The 22702-nt window shown below is 43.3% G+C and carries 16 protein-coding genes and 8 tRNA genes; 17 read left to right on the top strand and 7 right to left on the bottom strand.

From position 1 onward, the window contains the following. Positions 1-47: 47 nt before the first annotated feature. Positions 48-827: a sulfotransferase domain-containing protein gene (locus BGK61_RS04285; protein ID WP_014999041.1), complete on the bottom strand. Its 780-nt coding sequence runs from the start codon at positions 825-827 to the stop codon at positions 48-50. A 388-nt stretch (positions 828-1215) separates the two neighbouring features. Between BGK61_RS04285 and BGK61_RS04280 the strand changes: the two genes are divergently transcribed. Then, positions 1216-2838 (top strand): methyl-accepting chemotaxis protein, encoded by a 1623-nt coding sequence (locus BGK61_RS04280; protein WP_076012620.1) that lies wholly within the window; start codon positions 1216-1218, stop codon positions 2836-2838. A 114-nt stretch (positions 2839-2952) separates the two neighbouring features. After that, complete coding sequence (locus BGK61_RS04275) at positions 2953-3855, top strand: histone deacetylase family protein (RefSeq protein ID WP_076012621.1); 903 nt, start codon at positions 2953-2955, stop codon at positions 3853-3855. A 79-nt stretch (positions 3856-3934) separates the two neighbouring features. Here BGK61_RS04275 and BGK61_RS04270 read toward each other — a convergent pair whose 3' ends face one another. The 6 genes from BGK61_RS04270 to folD form a co-directional block, all read right to left on the bottom strand. Further along, on the bottom strand, positions 3935-4954 hold the full coding sequence (locus tag BGK61_RS04270) for a phospholipase A (RefSeq protein ID WP_076012622.1): 1020 nt from the start codon (positions 4952-4954) through the stop codon (positions 3935-3937). 35 nt (positions 4955-4989) lie between these two features. Next, the gene (locus tag BGK61_RS04265) at positions 4990-5832 is read right to left on the bottom strand and encodes an MBL fold metallo-hydrolase (RefSeq protein ID WP_076012623.1); all 843 of its coding nucleotides are present in this window, start codon (positions 5830-5832) and stop codon (positions 4990-4992) included. 37 nt (positions 5833-5869) lie between these two features. Beyond that, positions 5870-7588: a proline--tRNA ligase gene (locus BGK61_RS04260; protein ID WP_076012624.1), complete on the bottom strand. Its 1719-nt coding sequence runs from the start codon at positions 7586-7588 to the stop codon at positions 5870-5872. A gap of 177 nt (positions 7589-7765) precedes the next feature. Beyond that, positions 7766-8485: a tRNA (N6-threonylcarbamoyladenosine(37)-N6)-methyltransferase TrmO gene (gene tsaA / locus BGK61_RS04255; RefSeq protein ID WP_076012625.1), complete on the bottom strand. Its 720-nt coding sequence runs from the start codon at positions 8483-8485 to the stop codon at positions 7766-7768. 239 nt (positions 8486-8724) lie between these two features. Further along, positions 8725-9303 (bottom strand): DUF1415 domain-containing protein, encoded by a 579-nt coding sequence (locus BGK61_RS04250; RefSeq protein WP_076012626.1) that lies wholly within the window; start codon positions 9301-9303, stop codon positions 8725-8727. Positions 9304-9408: 105 nt separating this feature from the next. Further along, a complete protein-coding gene (folD, locus tag BGK61_RS04245; RefSeq protein WP_014999034.1) occupies positions 9409-10263 on the bottom strand; it encodes a bifunctional methylenetetrahydrofolate dehydrogenase/methenyltetrahydrofolate cyclohydrolase FolD in 855 nt (284 codons plus the stop codon). Positions 10264-10736: 473 nt separating this feature from the next. Between folD and BGK61_RS04240 the strand changes: the two genes are divergently transcribed. From BGK61_RS04240 to dapE, 15 genes are all read left to right on the top strand, one after another. Continuing rightward, positions 10737-10813: transfer RNA gene (locus tag BGK61_RS04240), tRNA-Pro, on the top strand. A 23-nt stretch (positions 10814-10836) separates the two neighbouring features. Next, positions 10837-10913, top strand: a tRNA-Arg gene (locus BGK61_RS04235). A gap of 87 nt (positions 10914-11000) precedes the next feature. Then, positions 11001-11076: transfer RNA gene (locus tag BGK61_RS04230), tRNA-His, on the top strand. 6 nt (positions 11077-11082) lie between these two features. Next, a tRNA-Leu gene (locus tag BGK61_RS04225) sits at positions 11083-11167 on the top strand. A 42-nt stretch (positions 11168-11209) separates the two neighbouring features. Further along, positions 11210-11286 (top strand) — tRNA-Pro (locus BGK61_RS04220). Between the two features lie 175 nt (positions 11287-11461). Then, positions 11462-11537, top strand: a tRNA-His gene (locus BGK61_RS04215). Between the two features lie 6 nt (positions 11538-11543). Continuing rightward, a tRNA-Leu gene (locus BGK61_RS04210) sits at positions 11544-11628 on the top strand. A 42-nt stretch (positions 11629-11670) separates the two neighbouring features. Further along, positions 11671-11747, top strand: a tRNA-Pro gene (locus BGK61_RS04205). 348 nt (positions 11748-12095) lie between these two features. Further along, complete coding sequence (gene tig, locus BGK61_RS04200) at positions 12096-13400, top strand: trigger factor (RefSeq protein WP_076011566.1); 1305 nt, start codon at positions 12096-12098, stop codon at positions 13398-13400. Positions 13401-13499: 99 nt separating this feature from the next. Next, positions 13500-14129: an ATP-dependent Clp endopeptidase proteolytic subunit ClpP gene (gene clpP / locus BGK61_RS04195; protein WP_014950147.1), complete on the top strand. Its 630-nt coding sequence runs from the start codon at positions 13500-13502 to the stop codon at positions 14127-14129. 74 nt (positions 14130-14203) lie between these two features. Continuing rightward, on the top strand, positions 14204-15478 hold the full coding sequence (gene clpX / locus BGK61_RS04190; RefSeq protein ID WP_014999032.1) for an ATP-dependent protease ATP-binding subunit ClpX: 1275 nt from the start codon (positions 14204-14206) through the stop codon (positions 15476-15478). Positions 15479-15825: 347 nt separating this feature from the next. Further along, on the top strand, positions 15826-18177 hold the full coding sequence (gene lon / locus BGK61_RS04185) for an endopeptidase La (protein WP_076011567.1): 2352 nt from the start codon (positions 15826-15828) through the stop codon (positions 18175-18177). Positions 18178-18499: 322 nt separating this feature from the next. Further along, positions 18500-18772, top strand: a complete 273-nt coding sequence (gene hupB / locus BGK61_RS04180; protein WP_012518978.1) for a nucleoid-associated protein HU-beta — start codon at positions 18500-18502, stop codon at positions 18770-18772. Between the two features lie 313 nt (positions 18773-19085). Then, positions 19086-20978 (top strand): SurA N-terminal domain-containing protein, encoded by a 1893-nt coding sequence (locus BGK61_RS04175; protein ID WP_076011568.1) that lies wholly within the window; start codon positions 19086-19088, stop codon positions 20976-20978. A gap of 504 nt (positions 20979-21482) precedes the next feature. Beyond that, a complete protein-coding gene (gene dapE, locus BGK61_RS04170; RefSeq protein WP_076011569.1) occupies positions 21483-22658 on the top strand; it encodes a succinyl-diaminopimelate desuccinylase in 1176 nt (391 codons plus the stop codon). Positions 22659-22702: the final 44 nt, after the last annotated feature.

Genomic DNA, 22702 nt, shown 5'->3' with positions numbered 1-22702 from the left:
GGTTATGTCTTAATTATCCTTGTCTAAAGAGAGCAAGACAATTCTCTTTAGACAAGCCATTCACTACAATTCCAACCGAGTTCTTTTTCTAAACCTTTAATCCCATCAGCATAGACCGCCTGTAAATACGCTCTGTCATCTTCTGAAATCTTGGATTCATATGTTCTTGAGTGCACGTCCCTTTTCTGAACATTATCTAGGTGTGAAACGCCGATAAAATCGCAAACTTTATTCAATGTTTCCTGTGGAAAGTTTTTGAGGTCTTCGTTTTTCAATACAAGTATATTTTCCCGTGGAAATAGGCTCCACAGTCTTTCCAGTTGTTCTAAATAATGTCCTCGGTCTACGTAAGAGTATCGTCTACTATCCTCCGACTTTTTATCTTTACAGCGTGCTTCTTCGCATTCTATAGCTTCTCTAAATGATAGTGGTTCCTGACCTCTATTGCGTGTCATATTCCAATGAGAATAAGCCCTATCGACAGGGTTTCTAAGCACGACGATTAACTTCATCTGGGAGTTGTATTCATGTATGCGTTCAGGAGCATTGTCCCAATACATGTAAATAGGTGTAGCTTCGCCCAAAACCTTGTGGTGCTTCTTTGGAGAAAAAAATGCGTGATAGTGCGAATAATCGGGCAATTCTACCTTGTCAAAAAAGTGGACCTCTTTTCTCTTGGCCATGCAGATTTCATGATGTTCACTTAAATACTCTGCAAGCGCTGTAGTACCTCCCTTCTGGGTACCGCACACTAAAAAGTTTACTTTACGTGAAAAAAACAAGCGATCCCTGATTATATAATAACTATTCTTTAACAAGCTTTTCATTACTCGATTCCGTGTAGACTTAAATTTCAAACTCACCTGAGTAGTTTATTTTCATAGGCATAAGAAGCCCGAAGTAAGTTACTAGACCAGACCAAATTTAACAAGTTTCCCTATCATTAATTGCAGGTAAAGAGTCAATGAGGTCAGCTTAATGGTTTTATAAAACGTCGAATTCACCGTTAAAGAACGCTATTTCCAATCTTCAACATCAGTAAAATAGTGGAAGTTTCAATAAACCAGCTACGACAGTGCCATTGTGTATCTATCAATTTAATTTAAACTCTCCAGACAGAAAAAACATTACGTATTTGCTCAATGTAACCGTAGCGTCATAAAAATATCATTTAATGGCGCCGTCCTTCTTTTTATTTTTACTAAAGGTTAAATCGTGTTCAATTACACAAGCATCAGCCGTTTGGTGATGACGCCTGTTCTAGCCAGCTTTTTAATTCTTGTACTGTTAAACGGTGCGTCAATTTTAAAATCCTTCTCTTTGCTGAATTCATTCGATGAGCTAGAGAACACGCTTGTTCAGTCTGAACGAGACGTTAACAACACGCTTAGTGCGTTTAAAACCCAGGTGCAAGAGTGGAAAAATGTGCTATTGCGCGGTCACAAGAGGGAAGATAGAGAGAAATACTGGGAGCGATTCCAACAGCGAGAAGCGGATATCACTCGTCAGTTTGACCAGATGCTATCAAGTAATGTGATAAGTGAAAGCGTAAAGTCTGATATTAGGCAATTTCAAAAAGCCCACGCGCTAATGGCTGAGAAGTACCGCGAAGGTTACGACGCATTCGTTAAGTCAGGGTTTGACCCAAAGGTTGGGGATAGCTTTGTTCGAGGTATAGATAGAGAGCCTGCTAAGCTCCTTTCAGGAATCGCTTCACAAATCGCAGCGGATTCAGCGAATGCGATTACTGAACTTAAAGCTAATACGCGAACTATGTTGTGGATTATTCTATTAGCAGCGATTTCACTGTCTGTGGCTTCCGTCGTATATGTGATTGCTCGTTTGCGCTCTCAAGTTATTAAACCAACAAAGCAGGTTGCAGCGTGTATAGCAAATCTAGCTAATAGCCGCTACGACTACAATTTGACCTATGCCAGTGACCATGAGCTAGGCATGCTTGCAGATTCCGCACGAGCATTACAGTACAAATTAAAGGACTCGGTTGCACAACTGCAACAAGCAGAGAGAGAAATGGAGAAGGCATTTGGTACCTTAGGTAATGTAAGCCAATCCATTATGGAAGGAGCAAATGGTCAACGAGATGCGTCACGCTCTCTTGATAGCAGCACAGATAAGCTAAAGGAAATTGTACAGAACTTAGTGGCTATTACCGATCAAGTTGCTGTGGCGACCAATAACTCTGAAAAGAACGTAGCGAGTTGCTACGCCACGTTCGAAAGCGCCAATGCAGGTTTTAAGCAGTTAGCTAAAACAGTGACGGAATCAAGTAATATTGTGTCTGAACTGCAAAGCCGAAGTACTAATATTCTGAAAGTGGTAAACGTGATCAATGAGATTGCTGATCAGACTAACCTGCTGGCACTCAATGCAGCAATCGAAGCCGCTAGAGCGGGCGAGCATGGCCGAGGCTTTGCTGTGGTTGCTGATGAGGTTCGGGCACTTGCCGCTAAAACTCAACAGTCTACAAAGGAAATCAACGATATCTTGAGTAGTTTCGAATCTGAAGCAAAAGGTGCAGTAGCAGCAATGTCGTCAGGCAAACAGTTATCAGACACTAATGCGGCCGAAGCGGCGACAGCGCTTGAAACACTTAATAACGTGGTTAGGGATATTCAAGAAACAGCCAGTGTAGTTGTAGCGCTTAACGAAGCTGCAGATGAACAAGAGGCTGTACTACAGCAGGTAGAAGCAATTATTAGCAATGTGGTTACATCTTCTGAAAAATACCATCAGCTTGCACAGCGTGATGATATGTCGCGCTCGATGAAAAGTATGTCAGAAAACGTTGAAAAAGTAGTGAACAGTTTGACCCGCTAACAGTGCTTTGTCAGTATTAGAATGAAGCAGGGGAGGGAGTGTGTGAGTAATATGCAGACTCCTTTTTCTTTTGCTGTTCTAGACGTATATTTCTGATAATTAGTACTGATAAGAATGACAACACCACTCGTATTCCACCCCATTTATAGCCAGTTAGATCTACCTGAGCGGCACCGATTCCCCATTGAAAAGTATGTGGGTATTCGAGATGAGCTTATAAATCGGGGGGTGGAAAAAGCGCGATTTGTTAGCCCGTCAGCGGTTGATTTATCTCTTCTAAGAACCTATTACGACTCGGATTATGTCGAGGCACTTACCACTGGAGCGCTTGATAAAAAAGCCATGCGTCGAATTGGTTTTCCGTGGTCGGAACAATTGATTAAGCGCACGCGTACCGCTGTTGCCGGGACTTGCTTAACCGCCAAGCTTGCATTAGAGCATGGCAAAGCCCTGAATTTAACCGGGGGGTATCATCATGCATTTGCGGATTTTGGTTCAGGCTTTTGCTTGTTTAACGATTTATATCTGGCAGCAAAAACCATGCTTCAAACCTCCTCCATTGAAAATGTGCTTATTGTCGATTTAGACGTGCATCAAGGCGATGGTACAGCCAAACTCGCCGAAAATGACCGCGATATATTTACCTTATCTATTCATGGTGAAAAGAACTTTCCTCACAGGAAGCAGCGTTCCGATATTGATATTGGGCTCGATAAAGGCACTGAAGACGATGAATATTTAACTACGCTTGAGCAAGCGCTAACGATGGTAATGAGGCAGTTTCAGCCCGATGCAATTATCTATGACGCAGGCGTTGATGTGCATGTAAATGACGATTTAGGCCACTTACACATATCTACACAAGGCGTATATGAAAGGGATAAACAAGTGTTTGCTCTAGCTGAGCGTTTAGGCGTTCCAATTGCTGCCGTTATCGGTGGAGGCTATCAAAGAGATATAGCAGCACTGGTAGATGTGCATATTCAGCTTTATCGCGCCGCTGGCGTGATTAACTAATAAGAGAACGGGGATAACGTTAAAGTAGTCCCCGATTTCGTATTGAAATGGCTTGAACCTAAAAACAGGTGCTACAGGGTTATAAGAACAATAGCTGGAAGCCGATACCAATACGTTCCTGTGAACGGTTATAATCGATTAGTGAGTCGCCATAGCCGTTAAAATACTGCAGTAATACTTCATAACGGTCAGAGATAGGGTAGGTGAAGTCCAACTGAATACTGCCTCGGTTCTCATCTAAATCAAGGTTGTTTCGCAAAAGCGCCAACACCTTAAAAGCACCAATTTTTCTGCCATAACCAAATTCCATTCTACCGAAATAGTCTAGTATATCTGGGTTATCGTCACCGGTAGGATCAAGTGGGTTTGTTTTCTCGTCTTCAGGAATACGGTACCAGGTTTTTAGGTAGTAGATATCGTCGTCGTCGCTAAAAACAATCGATGCAAATATGCGGTTCCAGCTTCGAGAGCGTAGTCCACTTTGACCATTGGACATATGATTGAAACCCACCTGAAAGGTATTAAACTTGTAGCCAAGTACAGAGTAATCCGCAGTCTCTTGCCAAAAGACTTCTGGTTCATAGTTGGTTTCGCGAAAAGGTTTAGATGCTTCGTTATTGTAGAGTTGCCAAAAAGAAGTCAGGGTAAAACCAAAATAAATACCATCGAATCCTGTATCTTCCAAATACAGAGGAAGCTTTGCACTCACTTGGAATTTTGCTTCTTTATTATCAACGTTTTCGTTCGTTAATTCCTCACTGGCGACAGTGCTAGGGTTGGAAACGTAGGTAATTGGAAGTAGGTAATTTTGTCTATGCTGAGTGATAGCGAAAACGTTATCTAACGCTTCTTTATCACCTTCTAAGCGATTATCAAGCGCACTTTCGGTGATAGTGTCACGTTTGATGATATCAATAACTTCAATGCCTTCTTCATTTTGTGACGTTTGATTTTCTTCACTTTTAGTCGCGGTTGCTTGTTCGCTACTTTCAACAGTTTGTGATTGTTCGTTTACCACTTCTGACGACTGTTGTGCGCACACAGGCGTGCAGGCAGCAAATAGTGCTGCCAAAAATACAAAAGGCTTTAACACAGACACCTTTAATTCTCCGTAACGTGGGGTTATTGTTATGCTTAACTGAAGTCCAGTGCTTGGCCTTCTGAAGATGCAAATAATTGTAAATTAGACTCTGCCACTGTGACATATTCATTACAATGGTCTACGACATCATCTATATCGCTATCGGTGCGTTCTGGATCATGACTATACAGAGCTAATTTTTTAGCATTACATGCCATAGCTAGTTTTACAGCCTCTTCTGCCACCGAATGCCCCCATCCGTTCTTCGCTGGCATATCAGATAACATGTACTGTGCATCATGAATGAGCAAGTCTGCATTTTGCGCAAATTTTGCGAAGTCGATAAAGTCGGTTTCTTTTTTATAAGGGGGGTAAAGCTCATTGTCAGTGATATAGGCAACTTTTGCACCATCAGCTTCAATGCAATAAGCACTTCCATGGCCAGGATGATTCATCGCTAGACGCGTAATAGTTGCGCTGCCGATTGAAAAGCGGTTTGTGGATTTGGGAATATCAACAAGGGAGATGTTTGCTTTCAGCGCGCTGCGAGGCACTGGAAATAAAGACCCTTCCATTTGCTTTAAAATTTGGTCAGGCTCATCAAGAAGAGTTTGACCAGGATAAATATTAATTTCGCGCGATGCTTGGTAAATCGGAGCGAAAAAAGGAAAACCTTGAATATGATCCCAATGATTATGGCTTAATAGAAGGTGGATTGGCGTGTCTTTCTGAACGAGGCGCTCGCCGAGTAAGCGAATTCCTGTGCCTGAGTCGAGGATGATATCGGTACCATCCTCAAGCTCAATATGAACGCATGCAGTATTGCCACCATAGCGGACGAAAGCTGCTCCCGGGGTAGGGATTGACCCTCTTACGCCATAAAATGTTAACCGCATACGCCCTCTTTTCTTATCTATTAGACGAGTTTAGGCATTAGAGAGCGGCTACAAAATCCTTTGCTGCGCTAAGATCCAACAACTGCTTCTCGCCAGTACGTCTGTTTTTATACTCAACCTGTTGATTATCTAGGTTTCTTTCACCGATGACAATGCTATGAGGTATACCAATTAATTCCATATCATTGAACATGACACCTGGGCGCTCTTTCCTGTCATCAAATAGAACTTCAACGCCAAGCGCTACTAGCTCTTCGTAAAGCGCTTCTGCTGCTTCTTTGATACGATGAGACTTGTGCATATTCATTGGTATTAATGCAATTTTAAACGGTGCAATAGGATCTGGCCACTTTATGCCAAATTTATCGTGGTTTTGCTCGATAGCCGCTGCAACAATACGAGACACCCCGATGCCGTAGCAACCCATAGTAAGGGTTTGGTGTTTGCCTGACTCGCTTAGAACGCCACAATTCATGGCTTCTGAATATTTGCTACCAAGCTGGAAAATATGACCCACTTCGATGCCGCGTTTAATATCTAGCGTGCCTTTCCCGTCAGGAGATGCATCGCCAGCTACTACATTGCGAATATCAACACCGATTGTGCCTTCTGGCCAATTTACGTTGATATTTACCTTACCGCCTGCGCCTGCGCCAGTGGTGAAGTCAGCAAGGGCTGCAGCACTGGCGTCAATAAACACTGGAACAGGTAGGTTGGTTGCGTCAGCAAACAAAGGTGACACACCTAGAATATCTTTTGCTTGTTCAAACGAAGCCTCTACAAGCGGGCTTGCAACACCGTCTAATTTCTCAGCTTTAACATCATTTAGTTCATGATCAGCACGAAGTACAAGGGCTACCCATTTGTCAGCAACCACTTCTTCGCCTTTACTATCTACTTCGTTAGCGGCTTTAACTAATACTACTTTAACGGCGTTTGATGCTTCTGCTTCTACGCTTTTTAGAATGGCATTAAAATCTTTGCCCTTGGCATCTTTAGTTTCTACCGCTGCACCCGAGGCGACAGCCTTTTCAGGAGCCACAGCTTCAGCCATTTCAACGTTTGCTGCGTAATCACTTTCATTTGAGAAAGCGATGTCGTCTTCACCTGATGCTGCAAGTACATGGAATTCGTGAGAATGATTACCACCGATAGAACCTGAATCGGCAATGACTGCTCTGAAATCTAGGTCCATACGCGAGAAAATAGCGCAGTAAGCGTCATACATTTTCTGATACGTTTCTTCTAAACAGCTGTCTTCTAAGTGAAAGCTGTACGCATCTTTCATGGTAAATTCGCGACCACGCATAATGCCAAAACGAGGGCGTACTTCGTCGCGAAACTTAGTCTGAATTTGGTACAGGTTCAGTGGAAGCTGTTTGTAGCTGCTAATTTCGTTACGCACTAGCGCAGTAATCACTTCTTCGTGTGTTGGGCCTAATACGAAATCACGCTGGTGGCGGTCTTTAATGCGAAGCAGCTCTGGTCCATATTCTTCCCAACGTCCAGATTCTTCCCACAAGTCGGCGGGCTGTACAACTGGCATTAGCACTTCAATAGCGCCTGCTTTGTTCATTTCTTCACGAACAATATTGGCTACTTTATTAAGTACACGAAGACCAGAAGGCAACCAAGTGTAAAGACCCGAGGCTAGCTTTCTGATCATACCAGCTCTTAGCATAAGCTGATGGCTGATAACCTCTGCATCGGCAGGTGTTTCTTTCTGCGTGGCAAGCAAATATTGACTAGTGCGCATGTAAAGCAGGTTTCCTGTTATAAATGTATTTATGACTATGGGTGTGATGGCCTCTGATAAGCTGAACGTCACGTTACTCTGACAGGTTCATATACAGTGGCAGGTTGTCACACGCTTTGGCGTATTCTAATTAACTGTGAGGCATTTCGCCACAGACTGTTGACACTATTAGTGTAATTATCCTATTTGAACCAGTTCGGTGACCCGAACAGCGGCGTCTTTTATTTCAAAACCCACATCTATGTCGTAAAGGGTAACGCGATAAGTTTTTTCGTCGTTATCAAGTTGCTGCTTATAAGCAGGGCGGGGGTCTTGCGCTAATACAGCCTTTACCAAGGCAGAAAAGTCGTGATGCCTTTTTTCTATTTCCTCAAGTATAGGCTTGAGCCTGTCTGCAAATAACACTTCACGATTGGGAATAGGACTAATTTCATTAAGCTTATCGGTGGCATTAGTAATGCTGTCTGCATAAGAAATATAGGGCTTAATATCGATAAGTGGTGTGCCGTTTACTAAATCTACACCTTCCACCACTAACTGCGCCTTACCATTTTTGCTGATTATGCCTTTATTTTCTACTACCGACATGCCGATTCCATTTGGCCTGTGCGTGCTGCGGCTTGCCAACACCCCCATAGTAGCGTTTCCACCTAGGCGAGGCGCTTTTACCGTATTTTTCCAACCGCGTTCAATGTTCTGGTGAAAGATAAAAAGTAGCCACAGGTGGCTGTAATTCTCTATCCCTTTAAGCATGTGAATATCGTCGAAACCTTCTTCGAAGGTGATCACTCCTTGCGCTTTAGCTAAATTGGGCTGTCTTGGAATGGCAAACTTTTGTTTGAAGGGCGTAGCGACGGTTGCAATCGCCGAAATAGAAAAAGAATGATGGGTATTCACGCGATAACCTTAACGTATTCGAAAATATCTGAAGTTGTCATATTACTCACATAATCAGCAGGTAAAGTATCAACTCAAGTGAAAGCTTGAGCCAAATTAAACATTCTGTTTGTCGTGAGCAAAATGTTTGTTTGGGTTCCCTGGAGCAATCCATTTCTTGGGGCCCGCCTAATTCATATGTATAATTTTTTCTACTTCAGGTGTTTAAACTTAACAGAAAAAAGAAAATTACATGTGTTTTATCGAGTGGGCTTATCTTTTTTAATCGCTTCCAATGCGTCCTGAAAATAAGGGCAACCAAGGGCCTGTGCTTTTTCTATATTGTGACTGAATATCTTTTCAGCATCTTCTTCATTTTTCATATAACGCGTAATATCAGCTTCACGAATTAGATGTAAAAGCGGGTAGGGTGAGCGATTGGTATAGTTTTCGGCGTCGTCTACGTCGCTGCCGTCAAACACGTAGTCAGGGTGGAAACTCGCTAGCTGATAAGCACCACTAAATCCCCAGTCGTGTAACATACTATCGCTAATAGCCAACACATCAAGATACTCCTCAAAATCAGCGATAGCTGGGTGAGTAAGCGCAATTAGTGTTGTAGCAGTAGAATCATTCTCCTCTAAGTGGCGCAATTCATCATAAAGGGATTGAATGACTTCACCTGCATCGCCTGTAATTACCACACATCTTATTTGGTTGGGCGTTCGGACATAGCGAGCAAATGGGCAAAAGTTGTGTTTTATTACAATGTCGTCAACCCAGTTAAGCGTTGCATCAATAACGTGCTTTTCGCACAACAGGGATTTAGAGTCTGCCATAAAGGTGTTGGTCAATTTGAATCAGCATTTAATGTTGGAGGCAGTATAAAGCAAAAAGGCAGAGTTTTAATTTCTGCCTTTAAAATTAGGTTGGGCTTTGGTGCTTTAAGAGTGATATTTTACGTATGCTTCAAGTGTATTTTCGATCAAGCTTGCTACCGTCATTGGGCCAACCCCACCTGGTACAGGCGTTATCCATCCTGCGCGCTCTTTCGCCTTTTCGAAATCTACATCACCTACTAATGAACCATCGTTCAGACGATTAATGCCAACATCAATGACAATCGCGCCTTTTTTTACCCAGTCGCCAGGGATAAAATTAGGCTTACCCACTGCAACTACCAGTAAATCTGCGCGTTGCACATGGCTTTTAAGATCTTGAGTGAACTTGTGGCAGGTAGTAACAGTGCAGCCTGCTAATAATAGCTCAAGACTCATAGGGCGACCCACAATATTCGACGCACCTACAATAACCGCGTCCAAGCCTTTAACAGGGCGCTTAGTAGACTCGATCATGGTCATAATGCCTTTTGGCGTACAAGGGCGTAGCGCAGGAATACGCTGGGCAAGACGGCCGATGTTATAGGGATGGAATCCATCAACATCTTTATGAGGGTGAATACGCTCAAGCACCTTCTCTGCATTCAAGCCCGCAGGCAAGGGAAGCTGAACCAATATTCCATCTATTTCTTTATCTTCGTTTAGCTCATCTACTAAATTTAACAAGGTTTCTTCTGTGGTATCAGAAGGAAGGTCGAAAGAGCGAGAGACAAAACCAACCTCTTCGCATGCTTTACGCTTATTAGAAACGTAAACTTGAGAGGCTGCGTCGCTGCCGACAAGAACAACGGCAAGACCTGGTTGCCTTTTACCTGCTTGTGTCAGTGATTCAACATAGGATGTTACGTGTTGGCGAACTTGTTTGGCAATTAATTTGCCGTCAATAAGATGAGCGGTCATAGTCTTGTACGATTCTTATATGGTTGGGTGGTCAACAAGTGCCCTATATTGTTTCATAAAATAGGAGTAATACTCTAGCAATTATTAGAGCCTGTTAATCTTTAAGTGATCGAACATTGTTGAAACGCCCTTTGTTCTTAATTTAAGACAATAAACAACGTGTCCCTTTTAGTAACCCAAGCCCATTGATGAATGTTTAGTGAATTATCCTATTGAGGATGTAACTGTTGTTGAATGTTCATAGGGCTAAAGTGTGCAGTTATAAACGTGCTAGATATCTAACTTCGATGCCCAAAAGTATGACTCAAGTCAGGTGAAATCTAACTCAATTGGTTAAAAAAACGTGAGAATGGATGCTTTGTGAGCGGTTGATGATTTTATTTGAAAAAGTGTTTGACGAGGTGGGGGGATGTCAGTAATATTCGCACCCCGTAACGGCACAGAGGCTAACGCTTTTAGGTCGGTACATCAGTCGGTGAGTGGCGCAGCTTGGTAGCGCACTTGTTTTGGGTACAAGGGGTCGCAGGTTCAAATCCTGTCTCACCGACCATTTTTGCAGCGAAGATTCGCCAAGCGCCCGTAGCTCAGCTGGATAGAGCAACGGCCTTCTAAGCCGTGGGTCGCAGGTTCGAATCCTGCCGGGCGCGCCATGCGAGTCAGGTAGGTCCTGATAGCAAGGCTGAATTTTTACATTTACACTGCTAAAATAAAGCGTGTAAATTGCAAACACACCTATGGTGGGCGTAGCTCAGTTGGTAGAGCCCCGGATTGTGATTCCGGTTGTCGTGGGTTCAAGTCCCATCGTCCACCCCACTTTTAGCGGAAGTGGTGGAATTGGTAGACACGCTGGATTTAGGTTCCAGTGCTTCACGGCGTGAGAGTTCAAGTCTCTCCTTCCGCACCATATTTTCAAGCTTTATTAAAAGCTTAGTATAAGCATTCCTGTCGGTGAGTGGCGCAGCTTGGTAGCGCACTTGTTTTGGGTACAAGGGGTCGCAGGTTCAAATCCTGTCTCACCGACCATTTATGCTTTTTTTCGATTTGGCGATTATCCCTAGTTCAGCGATTTAATGTCTTGAACTTGCTGCTCGCGAATTGAAATAAAGAGCACTATCGAGCGTCCCAGTTAGGTCCTGACAGCTCGATATGCGTTTATGTGTTTATCAATTCACACATAAACATATTCAGGACTACAGTGGTGGGCGTAGCTCAGTTGGTAGAGCCCCGGATTGTGATTCCGGTTGTCGTGGGTTCAAGTCCCATCGTCCACCCCACTTTTAGCGGAAGTGGTGGAATTGGTAGACACGCTGGATTTAGGTTCCAGTGCTTCACGGCGTGAGAGTTCAAGTCTCTCCTTCCGCACCATATTTTCAAGCTTAATAAAGCTTATCAAAAAGATATCTCTGTCGGTGAGTGGCGCAGCTTGGTAGCGCACTTGTTTTGGGTACAAGGGGTCGCAGGTTCAAATCCTGTCTCACCGACCATTATCTTTCTTTTCACTTTCTTTTCTCTGTTCGATAAATTCACTAAAAATCCCTCTTTTTCATTATTTAGGCCAATAGTTATGTTATTTGGTCAAAATGCGTTCAAATGGATGTTACAAACTTGTGTTTGCCTCTCGACTCTTGTGGTATGCGGCTGTATACTACCGCGTCTTTTTTTAACCAGTACGTTTGTTTCGGGTTGGCTTTTTGACACAGTTTCGTGTCCTAACTTTGATTTTATAAACGTCGAATAACGACCTCTACCCCGGAGTGAAATGCAACTATTGCATGGCGGGAGAGGGGATTGAGAACAAAACGCCTGTAAAGGCGTATAGTTGAGGTAACATAATGCAAGTTTCAGTCGAGACGACCCAGGGTTTAGAACGCCGTCTTACTATCACCGTTCCAGCTGACACGGTTGATTCAGCAGTTAAGTCACGTCTACAGCAATTGGCGAAAACACAACGCATCAACGGCTTCCGTCCAGGTAAAGTTCCTGTAAACGTAATCAAAAAGCGTTTCGGCCAAGCTGTTCGCCAAGAAGTTGCTGGCGATGTTATGCAGCAAAACTTCTACCAAGCAGTGATTCAAGAAAAAATTCAGCCTGCTGGTATGCCGAAGTTTGAACTGACTAAAGACGAAGATGGTCAGGACCTAGAATTCACAGCATCTTTCGAAGTATACCCAGAAGTAGAAGTGAAAGGTGTTAGCGATATCGAAATCGAAAAGCCAGTAGTTGAAATTACTGACAAAGATCTTGATAACATGATGGAAACGCTTCAGAAGCAGCACGCAACTTGGAAAGAAGTTAAGCGTAAAGCGAAGAAAGACGACAAAGTTATCATTGACTTCGTTGGTTCTATCGACGGTGAAGAGTTCGAAGGCGGTAAAGCAGAAGATTTCGCACTTGAGCTTGGTAAAGAGCGCATGATCCCTGGTTTCGAAAAGCCACTAGTTGGCGCGAAAGCGGGTGAAGAAGTTACTATTGAAGTAACTTTCCCAGAAGATTACCACGCTGAAAACCTAAAAGGTAAAGATGCAGTTTTCCAAACTACAGTTAAGAAAGTAGAAGGCTTAGACCTTCCAAAAGTTGACGACGAGTTTGCTAAGCTATTCGGTGTTGAGGAAGGTGGTGTAGAAGCGCTTAAAGCAGAAGTTCGCAAGAACATGCAGCGTGAACTAAACCAAACGCTTAAAGCACAAGTTAAAGAAGACGTAATTGCTAAGCTAGTTGCTGCTAACGAGATTGATATTCCTCAAGCGCTTATCGATCAAGAAGTAAACGCACTACGCGAGCAAGCTAAACAGCGTTTCAGCCAACAAGGTGGTGGTCAGAACCTTCCAGACCTACCTGCTGAATTGTTTACTGACAACGCTAAACGTCGCGTATCTATTGGTCTTCTTCTAGGTGAAGTGATCAAGCAGAACGAACTTAAAGCAGACGAAGCGAAAGTTAACGAGATGATCGAAACTGCTGCTTCAGCGTATGAAGATCCGCAAGAAGTTATTGATTACTACAACAATAACCAAGAGCTTATGCAGCAAATGCAAAACGTTGCACTAGAAGAACAAGCTATTGAGTGGGTTCTTGAGCAAGCAAAAGTTACAGAAGTAACTAAGGCTTTTGACGAGGTTATGAACAAACAGGCGTAATTTTTTTACTGTCTGATTGACATTACTTGTCAGCAACTGCTTAAATGCTCGGAGCCTTCCGAGCATTTTTGTTTTTAACGCTAGATAATCAAGGTAGCTATGACTAATACCCCGTTTGACCCAATGAATGCACTTGTTCCTATGGTTGTTGAGCAAACCTCTAAAGGTGAGCGCTCATACGACATCTATTCTCGCCTATTGAAAGAAAACGTAATTTTCTTAGTAGGACAAGTTGAAGATCACATGGCCAACCTCATCGTTGCTCAAATGTTGTTCTTAGAAGCTGAAAACCCAGAGAAAGATATTTTCCTATACATAAACTCACCTGGCGGTTCCGTAACTGCTGGAATGGCAATTTACGATACGATGAAGTTTATCAAGCCAGACGTGAGCACAGTATGTATGGGCCAAGCTGCAAGCATGGGCGCATTTTTACTATCTGCAGGAGCAAAAGGTAAGCGTTATTGTCTACCTAACTCGCGCGTAATGATTCACCAACCGCTTGGTGGTTTCCAAGGTCAGGCCTCTGATTTTGAAATACATGCGAAAGAGATTCTGTCTATTAAAGAGAAATTGAATCGTCTTATGGCAGACCATACCGGTCAAGACTATGAAAAAGTCGCGCGTGACACAGACCGTGATAACTTCTTGAGCGCAACTGAGGCAAAAGAATACGGCCTTGTTGACCAAGTTTTAGCAAATCGATCTGACGTAGCCGCAACTAAGTAGTATAGTTATAGTAGACCTGAGCCAGTGCATAGCACGTTTTGGTTTTCGGCTCAGGCAAGGCAGAGGCAAAAGTAATGAGTGATAAGCAAAGCGGTGACGGTGATAATAAGCTACTGTACTGTTCGTTTTGTGGCAAAAGCCAACACGAAGTAAGAAAATTAATAGCAGGCCCGTCGGTATTTATTTGCGACGAGTGTGTTGAGTTATGTAACGATATCATTCGCGAAGAAATTAAGGAAATCGCGCCAAAGCAAAAGCAGGACGCTTTACCTAAACCAAGTGAAATTCATGCTCATTTAGACGATTACGTTATCGGGCAAGAACATGCAAAGAAGGTATTATCTGTAGCGGTATATAACCACTATAAGCGTTTGCGCAATGGCGACGTTCACGAAGGCGTAGAGCTTGGCAAAAGTAATATTCTGCTAATTGGTCCTACAGGTAGTGGTAAAACATTGCTTGCAGAAACACTAGCGCGATTACTTGATGTGCCATTTACCATGGCTGACGCAACCACGCTAACAGAAGCGGGTTATGTAGGTGAAGATGTTGAAAACATCATTCAAAAACTACTGCAGAAGTGTGACTACGACGTTGAGAAAGCGCAGCGCGGAATTGTTTACATAGACGAAATCGATAAGATTTCTCGTAAGTCTGACAATCCATCTATTACTCGAGATGTATCGGGTGAAGGTGTACAGCAGGCGCTTCTAAAATTAATCGAAGGTACGGTTGCGTCTGTTCCTCCGCAGGGTGGACGTAAACATCCACAGCAGGAATTCTTACAGGTTGATACTTCTAAGATTCTATTTATCTGTGGCGGAGCGTTTGCGGGTCTTGATAAAGTTATCGAGCAGCGAGCACAAAAAGATACCGGTATCGGATTTGGTGCTACTGTTAAGTCAAAAGATAACAGCAAGAAAATAAGTGAACTGTTTAAGCAAGTTGAACCTGAAGATTTAGTGAAATATGGTTTGATACCAGAATTCATCGGTCGTCTTCCGGTTGTAACAAGTCTTGAAGAGTTGAACGAAGAAGCACTAATTCAAATTCTACGTGAGCCTAAGAATGCAATCACCAAACAATATGGTGCATTATTCTCGATGGAAGATGTAGAGCTTGAATTCCGCGACGATGCACTTAACGCGATCGCCAAAAAGGCAATGGATCGTAAAACAGGCGCTCGTGGTCTTCGTTCAATTGTAGAAGCGGTTCTACTTGATACTATGTACGACCTTCCTTCAATGGAAAATGTTAGCAAAGTTGTTATTGATGAAACCGTCATTCGCGGTGAATCAAAGCCAATTTTGATTTACGACAGCAACGAAAAAAAAGCTGCGTCTGAATAGACGCTGATTTATAAAAAAGAAAAGGTCCTTCGGGGCCTTTTTTGTTTTTATTCCTCCCAAAAATTTAAGGCGTTATTTGGCTATTCTTACCTACGTATAATTGAGGTGAAGCTCCTGAGAATGAGTGATATTTGAGCAGTTAAAGCAATTCTCGCTATCCTTTCTACTAGATTTTTGAGTTTTGTATTGCCATTCGGAGCAAAATCGATAATGGTTATACTAAGGTCAACAGGCCCTGGAGCAGGGAAGGTAAGGTTAAGGAATTAACGCACTTTAATAAGTTTCGATTGAACTTTGCTCTTGCATCCCCATATAAAAATGACATTTCAAACTAATTGAGAACAAGTATGACAGTTGAGCGTGAAAATCGCATTGAAATTCCTGTGCTTGCCTTGCGGGACGTGGTTGTTTACCCGCATATGGTCATACCCCTATTTGTTGGGCGTGAGAAATCAATTCGTTGCCTTGAAGCGGCAATGGATAATGACAAACAAATTTTCCTAGTAGCACAAAAAGACGCTGGCGTAGATGAGCCTGAAGCGGACGACATTTATAACGTTGGTACCATTGCTACTATTTTACAGCTTCTGAAACTACCTGACGGCACGGTTAAAGTGTTGGTAGAAGGTAGTGTGCGTGGTGAAATTGAAAGCTATAAGCAGTCAGAGCCTTTCTTCGTTGCAAATGTAGACAAACTAACTGACGAAGATATTGATGAGAGCGAACAAGAAGTGCTTATTCGCTCTGCGGTATCTCAGTTTGAAGGTTACGTAAAGCTAAACAAAAAAATTCCACCAGAAGTACTGACTTCACTAAATGGCATTGAAGATGCGGCTCGTTTAGCTGACACCATGGCTGCTCACATGCCTCTTAAGCTTACTGAAAAGCAAAAAGTGCTGGAGATGCAGGGCGTCAATGAGCGTCTTGAATACCTCATGGCGCTGATGGAAGGCGAAATTGATTTGCTGCAGGTCGAAAAGAAAATTCGTACCCGCGTTAAAAAGCAAATGGAAAAGAGCCAGCGCGAGTACTATTTGAATGAGCAGATGAAGGCCATTCAGAAAGAGTTAGGTGAGCTAGATGACGCGCCTGATGAATTTGAAGCACTGTCTAAAAAAATAGCTGACGCTAAAATGCCTAAAGAGGCAGAAGATAAGGCGAAAGCTGAACTTCAAAAGCTTAAGATGATGTCACCAATGTCTGCAGAAGCTACCGTGCTTCGAAGCTACATTGAATGGCTCACTAACGTACCTTGGAATAAGCGCTCGCCGGTTAAGAAAGACCTTTCTCGCGCAGAGAGCGTGCTCAATGAAGACCACTATGGTCTTGAGAAGGTGAAAGAGCGCATTCTTGAATATTTGGCCGTTCAGCAGCGTGTTAAAAAGCTAAAAGGCCCGATACTTTGTCTTGTTGGTCCTCCTGGTGTAGGTAAAACCTCGTTAGGTCAATCTATTGCTAAAGCGACAGGCCGCAAATATGTGCGTATGGCGCTAGGTGGCGTGCGTGACGAAGCAGAAATCCGTGGTCACCGCCGTACTTACATTGGTTCACTGCCAGGTAAGCTAGTGCAAAAAATGGCGAAAGTTGGGGTCAAAAACCCACTGTTCCTGTTAGATGAAATCGATAAGATGTCATCAGACATGCGTGGCGACCCAGCTTCGGCGCTTCTTGAAGTGCTAGACCCAGAGCAAAACAACAGCTTTAGTGATCACTATCTGGAAGTCGACTACGACCTGTCAGACGTTATGTTCGTAGCCACCTCTAATAGCATGAATATTCCAGGCCCGTTACTTGACCGTATGGAAGTGATTCGTCTATCTGGCTACACAGAAGATGAAAAACTCAACATTGCGAAAAACCATTTAATTGGCAAGCAAATGGAACGCAATGGTCTGAAAGCGAAAGAATTGGAAATTACCGATTCTGCCGTGATTGGTATGATTCGTTATTATACCCGTGAAGCGGGCGTGCGAAGCCTAGAGCGTGAGGTTTCTAAGGTATGTCGTAAAGCGGTTAAAGACATCTTGCTTAAGAAGAGCAAAGATAAAGTAGTCGTAACGCAGGATAACCTTAAAGATTATCTTGGCGTTCAACGCTTTGACTACGGTAAAGCCGATAAAGACAATCAAATTGGCCAAGTTACAGGACTTGCTTGGACGCAAGTAGGTGGTGACTTACTGACTATTGAAACCACGTCGGTTCCTGGTAAGGGTAAAATGACGTCGACAGGCTCTTTGGGCGATGTCATGCAGGAGTCGATTAAGGCTGCTATGACAGTGGTAAGAAGTCGTGCTGAAAAGCTTCGTATAAACGATGACTTCTATGAAAAACGTGATATTCACGTGCATGTGCCTGAAGGTGCTACGCCGAAAGATGGTCCGAGTGCAGGTATAGCAATGTGTACCGCGCTAGTTTCTTCACTAACGGGTAATCCTGTAAAGTGTGACGTGGCTATGACCGGTGAAATCACCCTGCGCGGCGAAGTACTCGCTATTGGTGGGCTTAAAGAAAAGCTTCTAGCAGCGCATCGCGGCGGCATTAAAACAGTAGTTATTCCAAAGGATAACGAACGTGATTTGGAAGAAATTCCAGATAATGTGAAGAAAGATTTATCTATCCATCCGGTTAAGTGGATTGATGAAGTCCTTGATATTGCACTGCAGGAACCTGTAGAAAGCTTCAAGGTGGTTAAAAAGTAACTTAATCGATTGGCTACAATCCTTTGTTTTTAAAGGCGTGTAGCCGTTTTATTTCTATAAAATTGCAATAATTGAACAAAAAATGTGCATTGGGCGAAAGAAAAGCTGATTTTTTTAAAAATAGGGCTTTCAAGTCGCAAAAGTTGTGTTACCTTTAAGTGGTATTCGCTTGAAGCCTTGCCACAAAAGGGATTGCAGCGATTCATTAATAAAGTTAATTATTTGTGACTGAAGCTTGATGTTAACAATCAAGCTTGCTATAACGTTCAAGCAAAATCGTTTTGGACAAACAGTATAATAACAATCGAAGGGGATCATAATTGTGAACAAGTCTCAACTTATCGACCAAATCGCTGCTGGTGCAGACATTTCTAAAGCAGCTGCTGGCCGCGCTCTTGACGCATTCACTGACTCAGTAACTGCTGCGCTTAAAGACGGCGACCAAGTTGCACTAGTAGGCTTTGGTACTTTCTCAGTTCGCGAACGTTCAGCTCGCAGTGGCCGTAACCCACAAACTGGTGAGACTATTCAGATTTCAGCAGCGAAAGTTCCATCTTTCAAAGCTGGTAAAGCACTGAAAGACGCTTGTAACTAAGCACAAAAATTATAGAAAAAGGCGATGGCTAGTCCATCGCCTTTTTTATTTCTAAAGAAAAGAAATTAATATTGGGGTCAGAGTAATGACTTTGACCCCAATATTTTAAGAATAGAAATAACCCTTCGAGGCTTGATGAGTTTTATACATGTCCTCGCAACGTTCGAACTTAACGAAAGACGGCACAAATAGTGCGTTTTGGTCGTTTATATTCGGCGGCATTGGGTTATAATCAGCGCTTATTTTACCTCGCACTCACGGATTTGTGATGTTTTGAGGTAACTGTAGTAAGCAACGGAGTTGAAGAACAATCATGCTAGAAAGAATCAGAGAAGGTTCTCAAGGCCCATGGGCGATGGCGATTATCGCGCTAATCGTTTTAAGTTTCGTATTCGCAGGTGTAGGTAGCTACCTAACATCATCAGGTACTACAGCAGTAGCTACTGTAAACGGCGAAGAAATTTCGGCACAAGAACTAGAGCGTGCATACCAAAATCAGCGTGCACAAATGGAGTCACAATACGGCGAAAGCATCGCGCAGCTTTTCTCTAGTGAGGAATACCTCGCAGATTTCAGAAGAAATGTATTGGACAGACTGATTGCTGAAAAACTAATTCAGCAACAAGCTGAAAACATGGGATTGCGCGTAAGTGATAAACAAATTCGCGAAACCATAACACAAATGCCTGAGTTCCAGTTTGGTGGTCAGTTCGACAACGAACGCTTTCAAGCTATTCTTCGTCAAAACGGTTTCCAAGTAGCAGATTTTCGCGATTATCTACGTGTTCAAATGACACAAAATCAGTTGGCTGCGGCGTTAACGAACTCTTCATTTGCATTGGACGGTGAAGTGCAGCAGGCGAACGCGCTACAGCGTCAAACTCGCGATGCGAAATACGTGTTAGTCAGTTCTGACGAGTTTGCTGGTTCTATTGAAGTGACAGACGCTGATGTGGAAGCATTTTATAACAATAATATCGCGTCGTTCGATACTGAAGAGCAGGTTAAGCTTGCATACGTGAAGCTAAGCGTGGACGACTTAAAAGACCGTGTTTCGGTAGATGAAGAAGCGGTTCGCACTTACTACGAAAACAACCTGGGAAGCTACGGAAAAGAGGAAGAGCGCCGTGTTTCTCATATTCTAATCGAAGCGGGTGATGACGCCGATGCTGCGAAAGCAAAAGCAGAATCACTGAAAGCAGAGCTAGATAACGGTGCCGACTTTGCGACTCTTGCAGAGGCAAATTCTGATGATACATTTTCAGCTGAAAATGGTGGTGATCTAGACTTTATTACGCCAGAAATGATGGACCCAGCATTCGACGAAGCCGCATTCGCTTTAGAAAATGTAGGCGACGTGTCTGACGTGGTAGAAACCGAATTCGGTTTCCACATTATCAAGTTGACAGATGTTAAAGAAGCGCAAGTGAAGTCATTTGATGAAGTGGCTAGTGAAATTCGCGATACCCTTCTGTACGACGCAGCAATGGAAAAGTACTTTGAGCTTCAAAATACGTTAGCGGAAATTGCTTTTGAAGTACCAGATACCCTAGTAGATGCAGCGAACGCGGTTGATTTACCAGTACAAGAATCAGTACTATTCAGCCGTAACACAGCGCCTGCTGAGCTAAGCTTTCCTGGTCTTTTAGACGTTGCTTTCTCTTCTGAGCTTGTTGATGAAGGGCTTAATAGCGATATCATCGAAATTGACGACGAAACAGTAGTTGTTGCACGAGTAGTGGAACACCAACCACAACGTACTCAATCACTTGATGAAGTACGCGAAGGCATCGAAGCGTCTGTAAAAGCAGAAAAATCAAGAGAGGCGGCTGAAGCTTGGGCGCGAGATATCGCACAAAAAGTACGTGCGGGAGAAAGTGTTGAAAGTGAGCTTGCGGAAAAGTCTGTGGCTTGGGAAACAGCAGCCGCTGTGCCAAGAGCGGGCGGCGAACTTGCACGCGCTTTAGTTGATACGCTTTTCTCACTTGCTCTTGAAGGCGATGATAAAGTAGACGTTGCAACGACTGTAAACGGCGATGTAGCTGTCGTCATGCTAGAAGGCGTAAATGCAGCTCCAGAGCTTGAAAATGAACTGGGTGAAAGCCTGAAGCAACGTCTTGCTCAAGTTCAAGGTCAGCGCGTTTACCAACAGTATATTGATGCGCTACGCGCAAACGCGGATGTGACAATATCACAATCGCTATAAGCCTTATCGCGGTGAACCTTTCGCCGCGTTAAGCAGTGACATCAGTAAATACTAAAAAGCCAGCATCTATTAATATGCTGGCTTTTTTTATCCTAAAGGGGGTCTTAGTTTTTATTTGACGTGCGTTAATTCGTTAAGAACAACATCAGTGTATAAAATGCCGCAATGACGCCAGACAAAACGAATATATACAGAAACCCTTGTTTGCCTTGTTCTAGTGTGTACTTATTGGCTTGCAAGTAGCCAAACCAGAGTAGCGACAAAATGAGAGGTATTAAAACAATGATTTTTAACACAGTAATGCCTTTCTATAAGTAATGCTCTATTTATAACAACGTGCGCTGTTTTAGACAAATCTTAACGAGCTAGCACGCACTTCTTTCTTCCTTATTCCTATTTTTAGATCAGATATCCTTTCTGTCACGGCTTTGTCGTAAAACTGTTATTAGCCTGTCACGTTGACTCCGTGTAATAGCCCAAAGCTTAATAAGGGGTTATCCGTGTATGTCTATTCAGCCTTTACGCTCAACTATTTCTGCCCGTAGTATTCATTTCGCCGAAGTGCTAATGGCAAGGGCGTCAATTACCCCCATGGACGCAGGTTGCCAAAGCTATTTGATATATAAGCTCGAAAAACTCGGCTTCGCCTGTGAACAGCACACAATAAATGGTGTGAGCAATCTCGTCGCCAAGTGGGGGCTTGGGCCGATTAATATTGCATTTAGCGGTCATACTGATGTCGTGCCTCCAGGTCCACTAGATAAGTGGAAGTCACCGCCTTTTAGCCCAGTAATAAGCCAAAACAAACTGTATGGGCGTGGCGCTGCCGACATGAAAACGGGCATTGCTGCTATGCTAGCTGCTACAGAGCGAACCATTACCTCGTTAGAAAAGGAAAAGGTGTCTTTCTGGTGGCTAATCACCAGTGATGAAGAAGGGGAAGCGGAGTGGGGTTCTAAGTGGATAGCTGAATACTTAGCATCCAAGAATGTACAGCTTGATATGTGCCTAGTTGGCGAACCCTCTGCATCTGCAAAAACCGGCGACACAATAAAGATTGGCCGCAGGGGCTCACTTTCTGGAACTATCTATATCACTGGTAAGCAGGGCCATGTGGCCTATCCAAAAATGGCTGTGAATGCTATTCACAAAGCGAGCACTGTAATTAATGCGCTAACACAGTACCCATTTGATAGAGGAAGCGACGATTTTCCTGGTACTACGCTTCAAATTACACACGTAGATTCAGGAAGTTTTACCGACAACATAGTGCCAGGTTCGGTAAGAATAGAGTTTAATGTGCGATACTCTTGGCACTTTGATCAATGCAGTCTATCTACGTTACTTCGCAATATTATCAATGATGTTGATGCAGAAGCTGAGGTGAGTTTCTCAAGGCCGTGTGAAGCTTATCTTAGTAAACCTAAGAATAATTCTGGTAGTTGCCTAATTGCCTGCGTAGAGAAAGCTATCAAGGGAGCAACGGGGCGTTATCCTGTTGTTAGTACTTCTGGTGGTACGTCAGACGGACGCTTCTTTGCCGGCGAGCACACACAAGTTGTTGAAGTGGGTGTACCAAATACAACGATTCATCAGGTAAACGAACACATTCACTTATCTGATCTCCTAACACTTGAAGATATTTACACCGATATCCTTTTAAGTATTGGGAGTCGATGAGTACTGCTCAATTTGGCTAGGTGGAAGATAAATAAAAGGGAGGG

Origin of the sequence: Alteromonas abrolhosensis, assembly GCF_001953635.1 — a bacterium.
Lineage (GTDB): Bacteria > Pseudomonadota > Gammaproteobacteria > Enterobacterales > Alteromonadaceae > Alteromonas > Alteromonas abrolhosensis.
The sequence above is the reverse complement of the archived record's forward strand: the minus strand, read 5'-3'. Positions and strand labels throughout refer to the sequence as shown.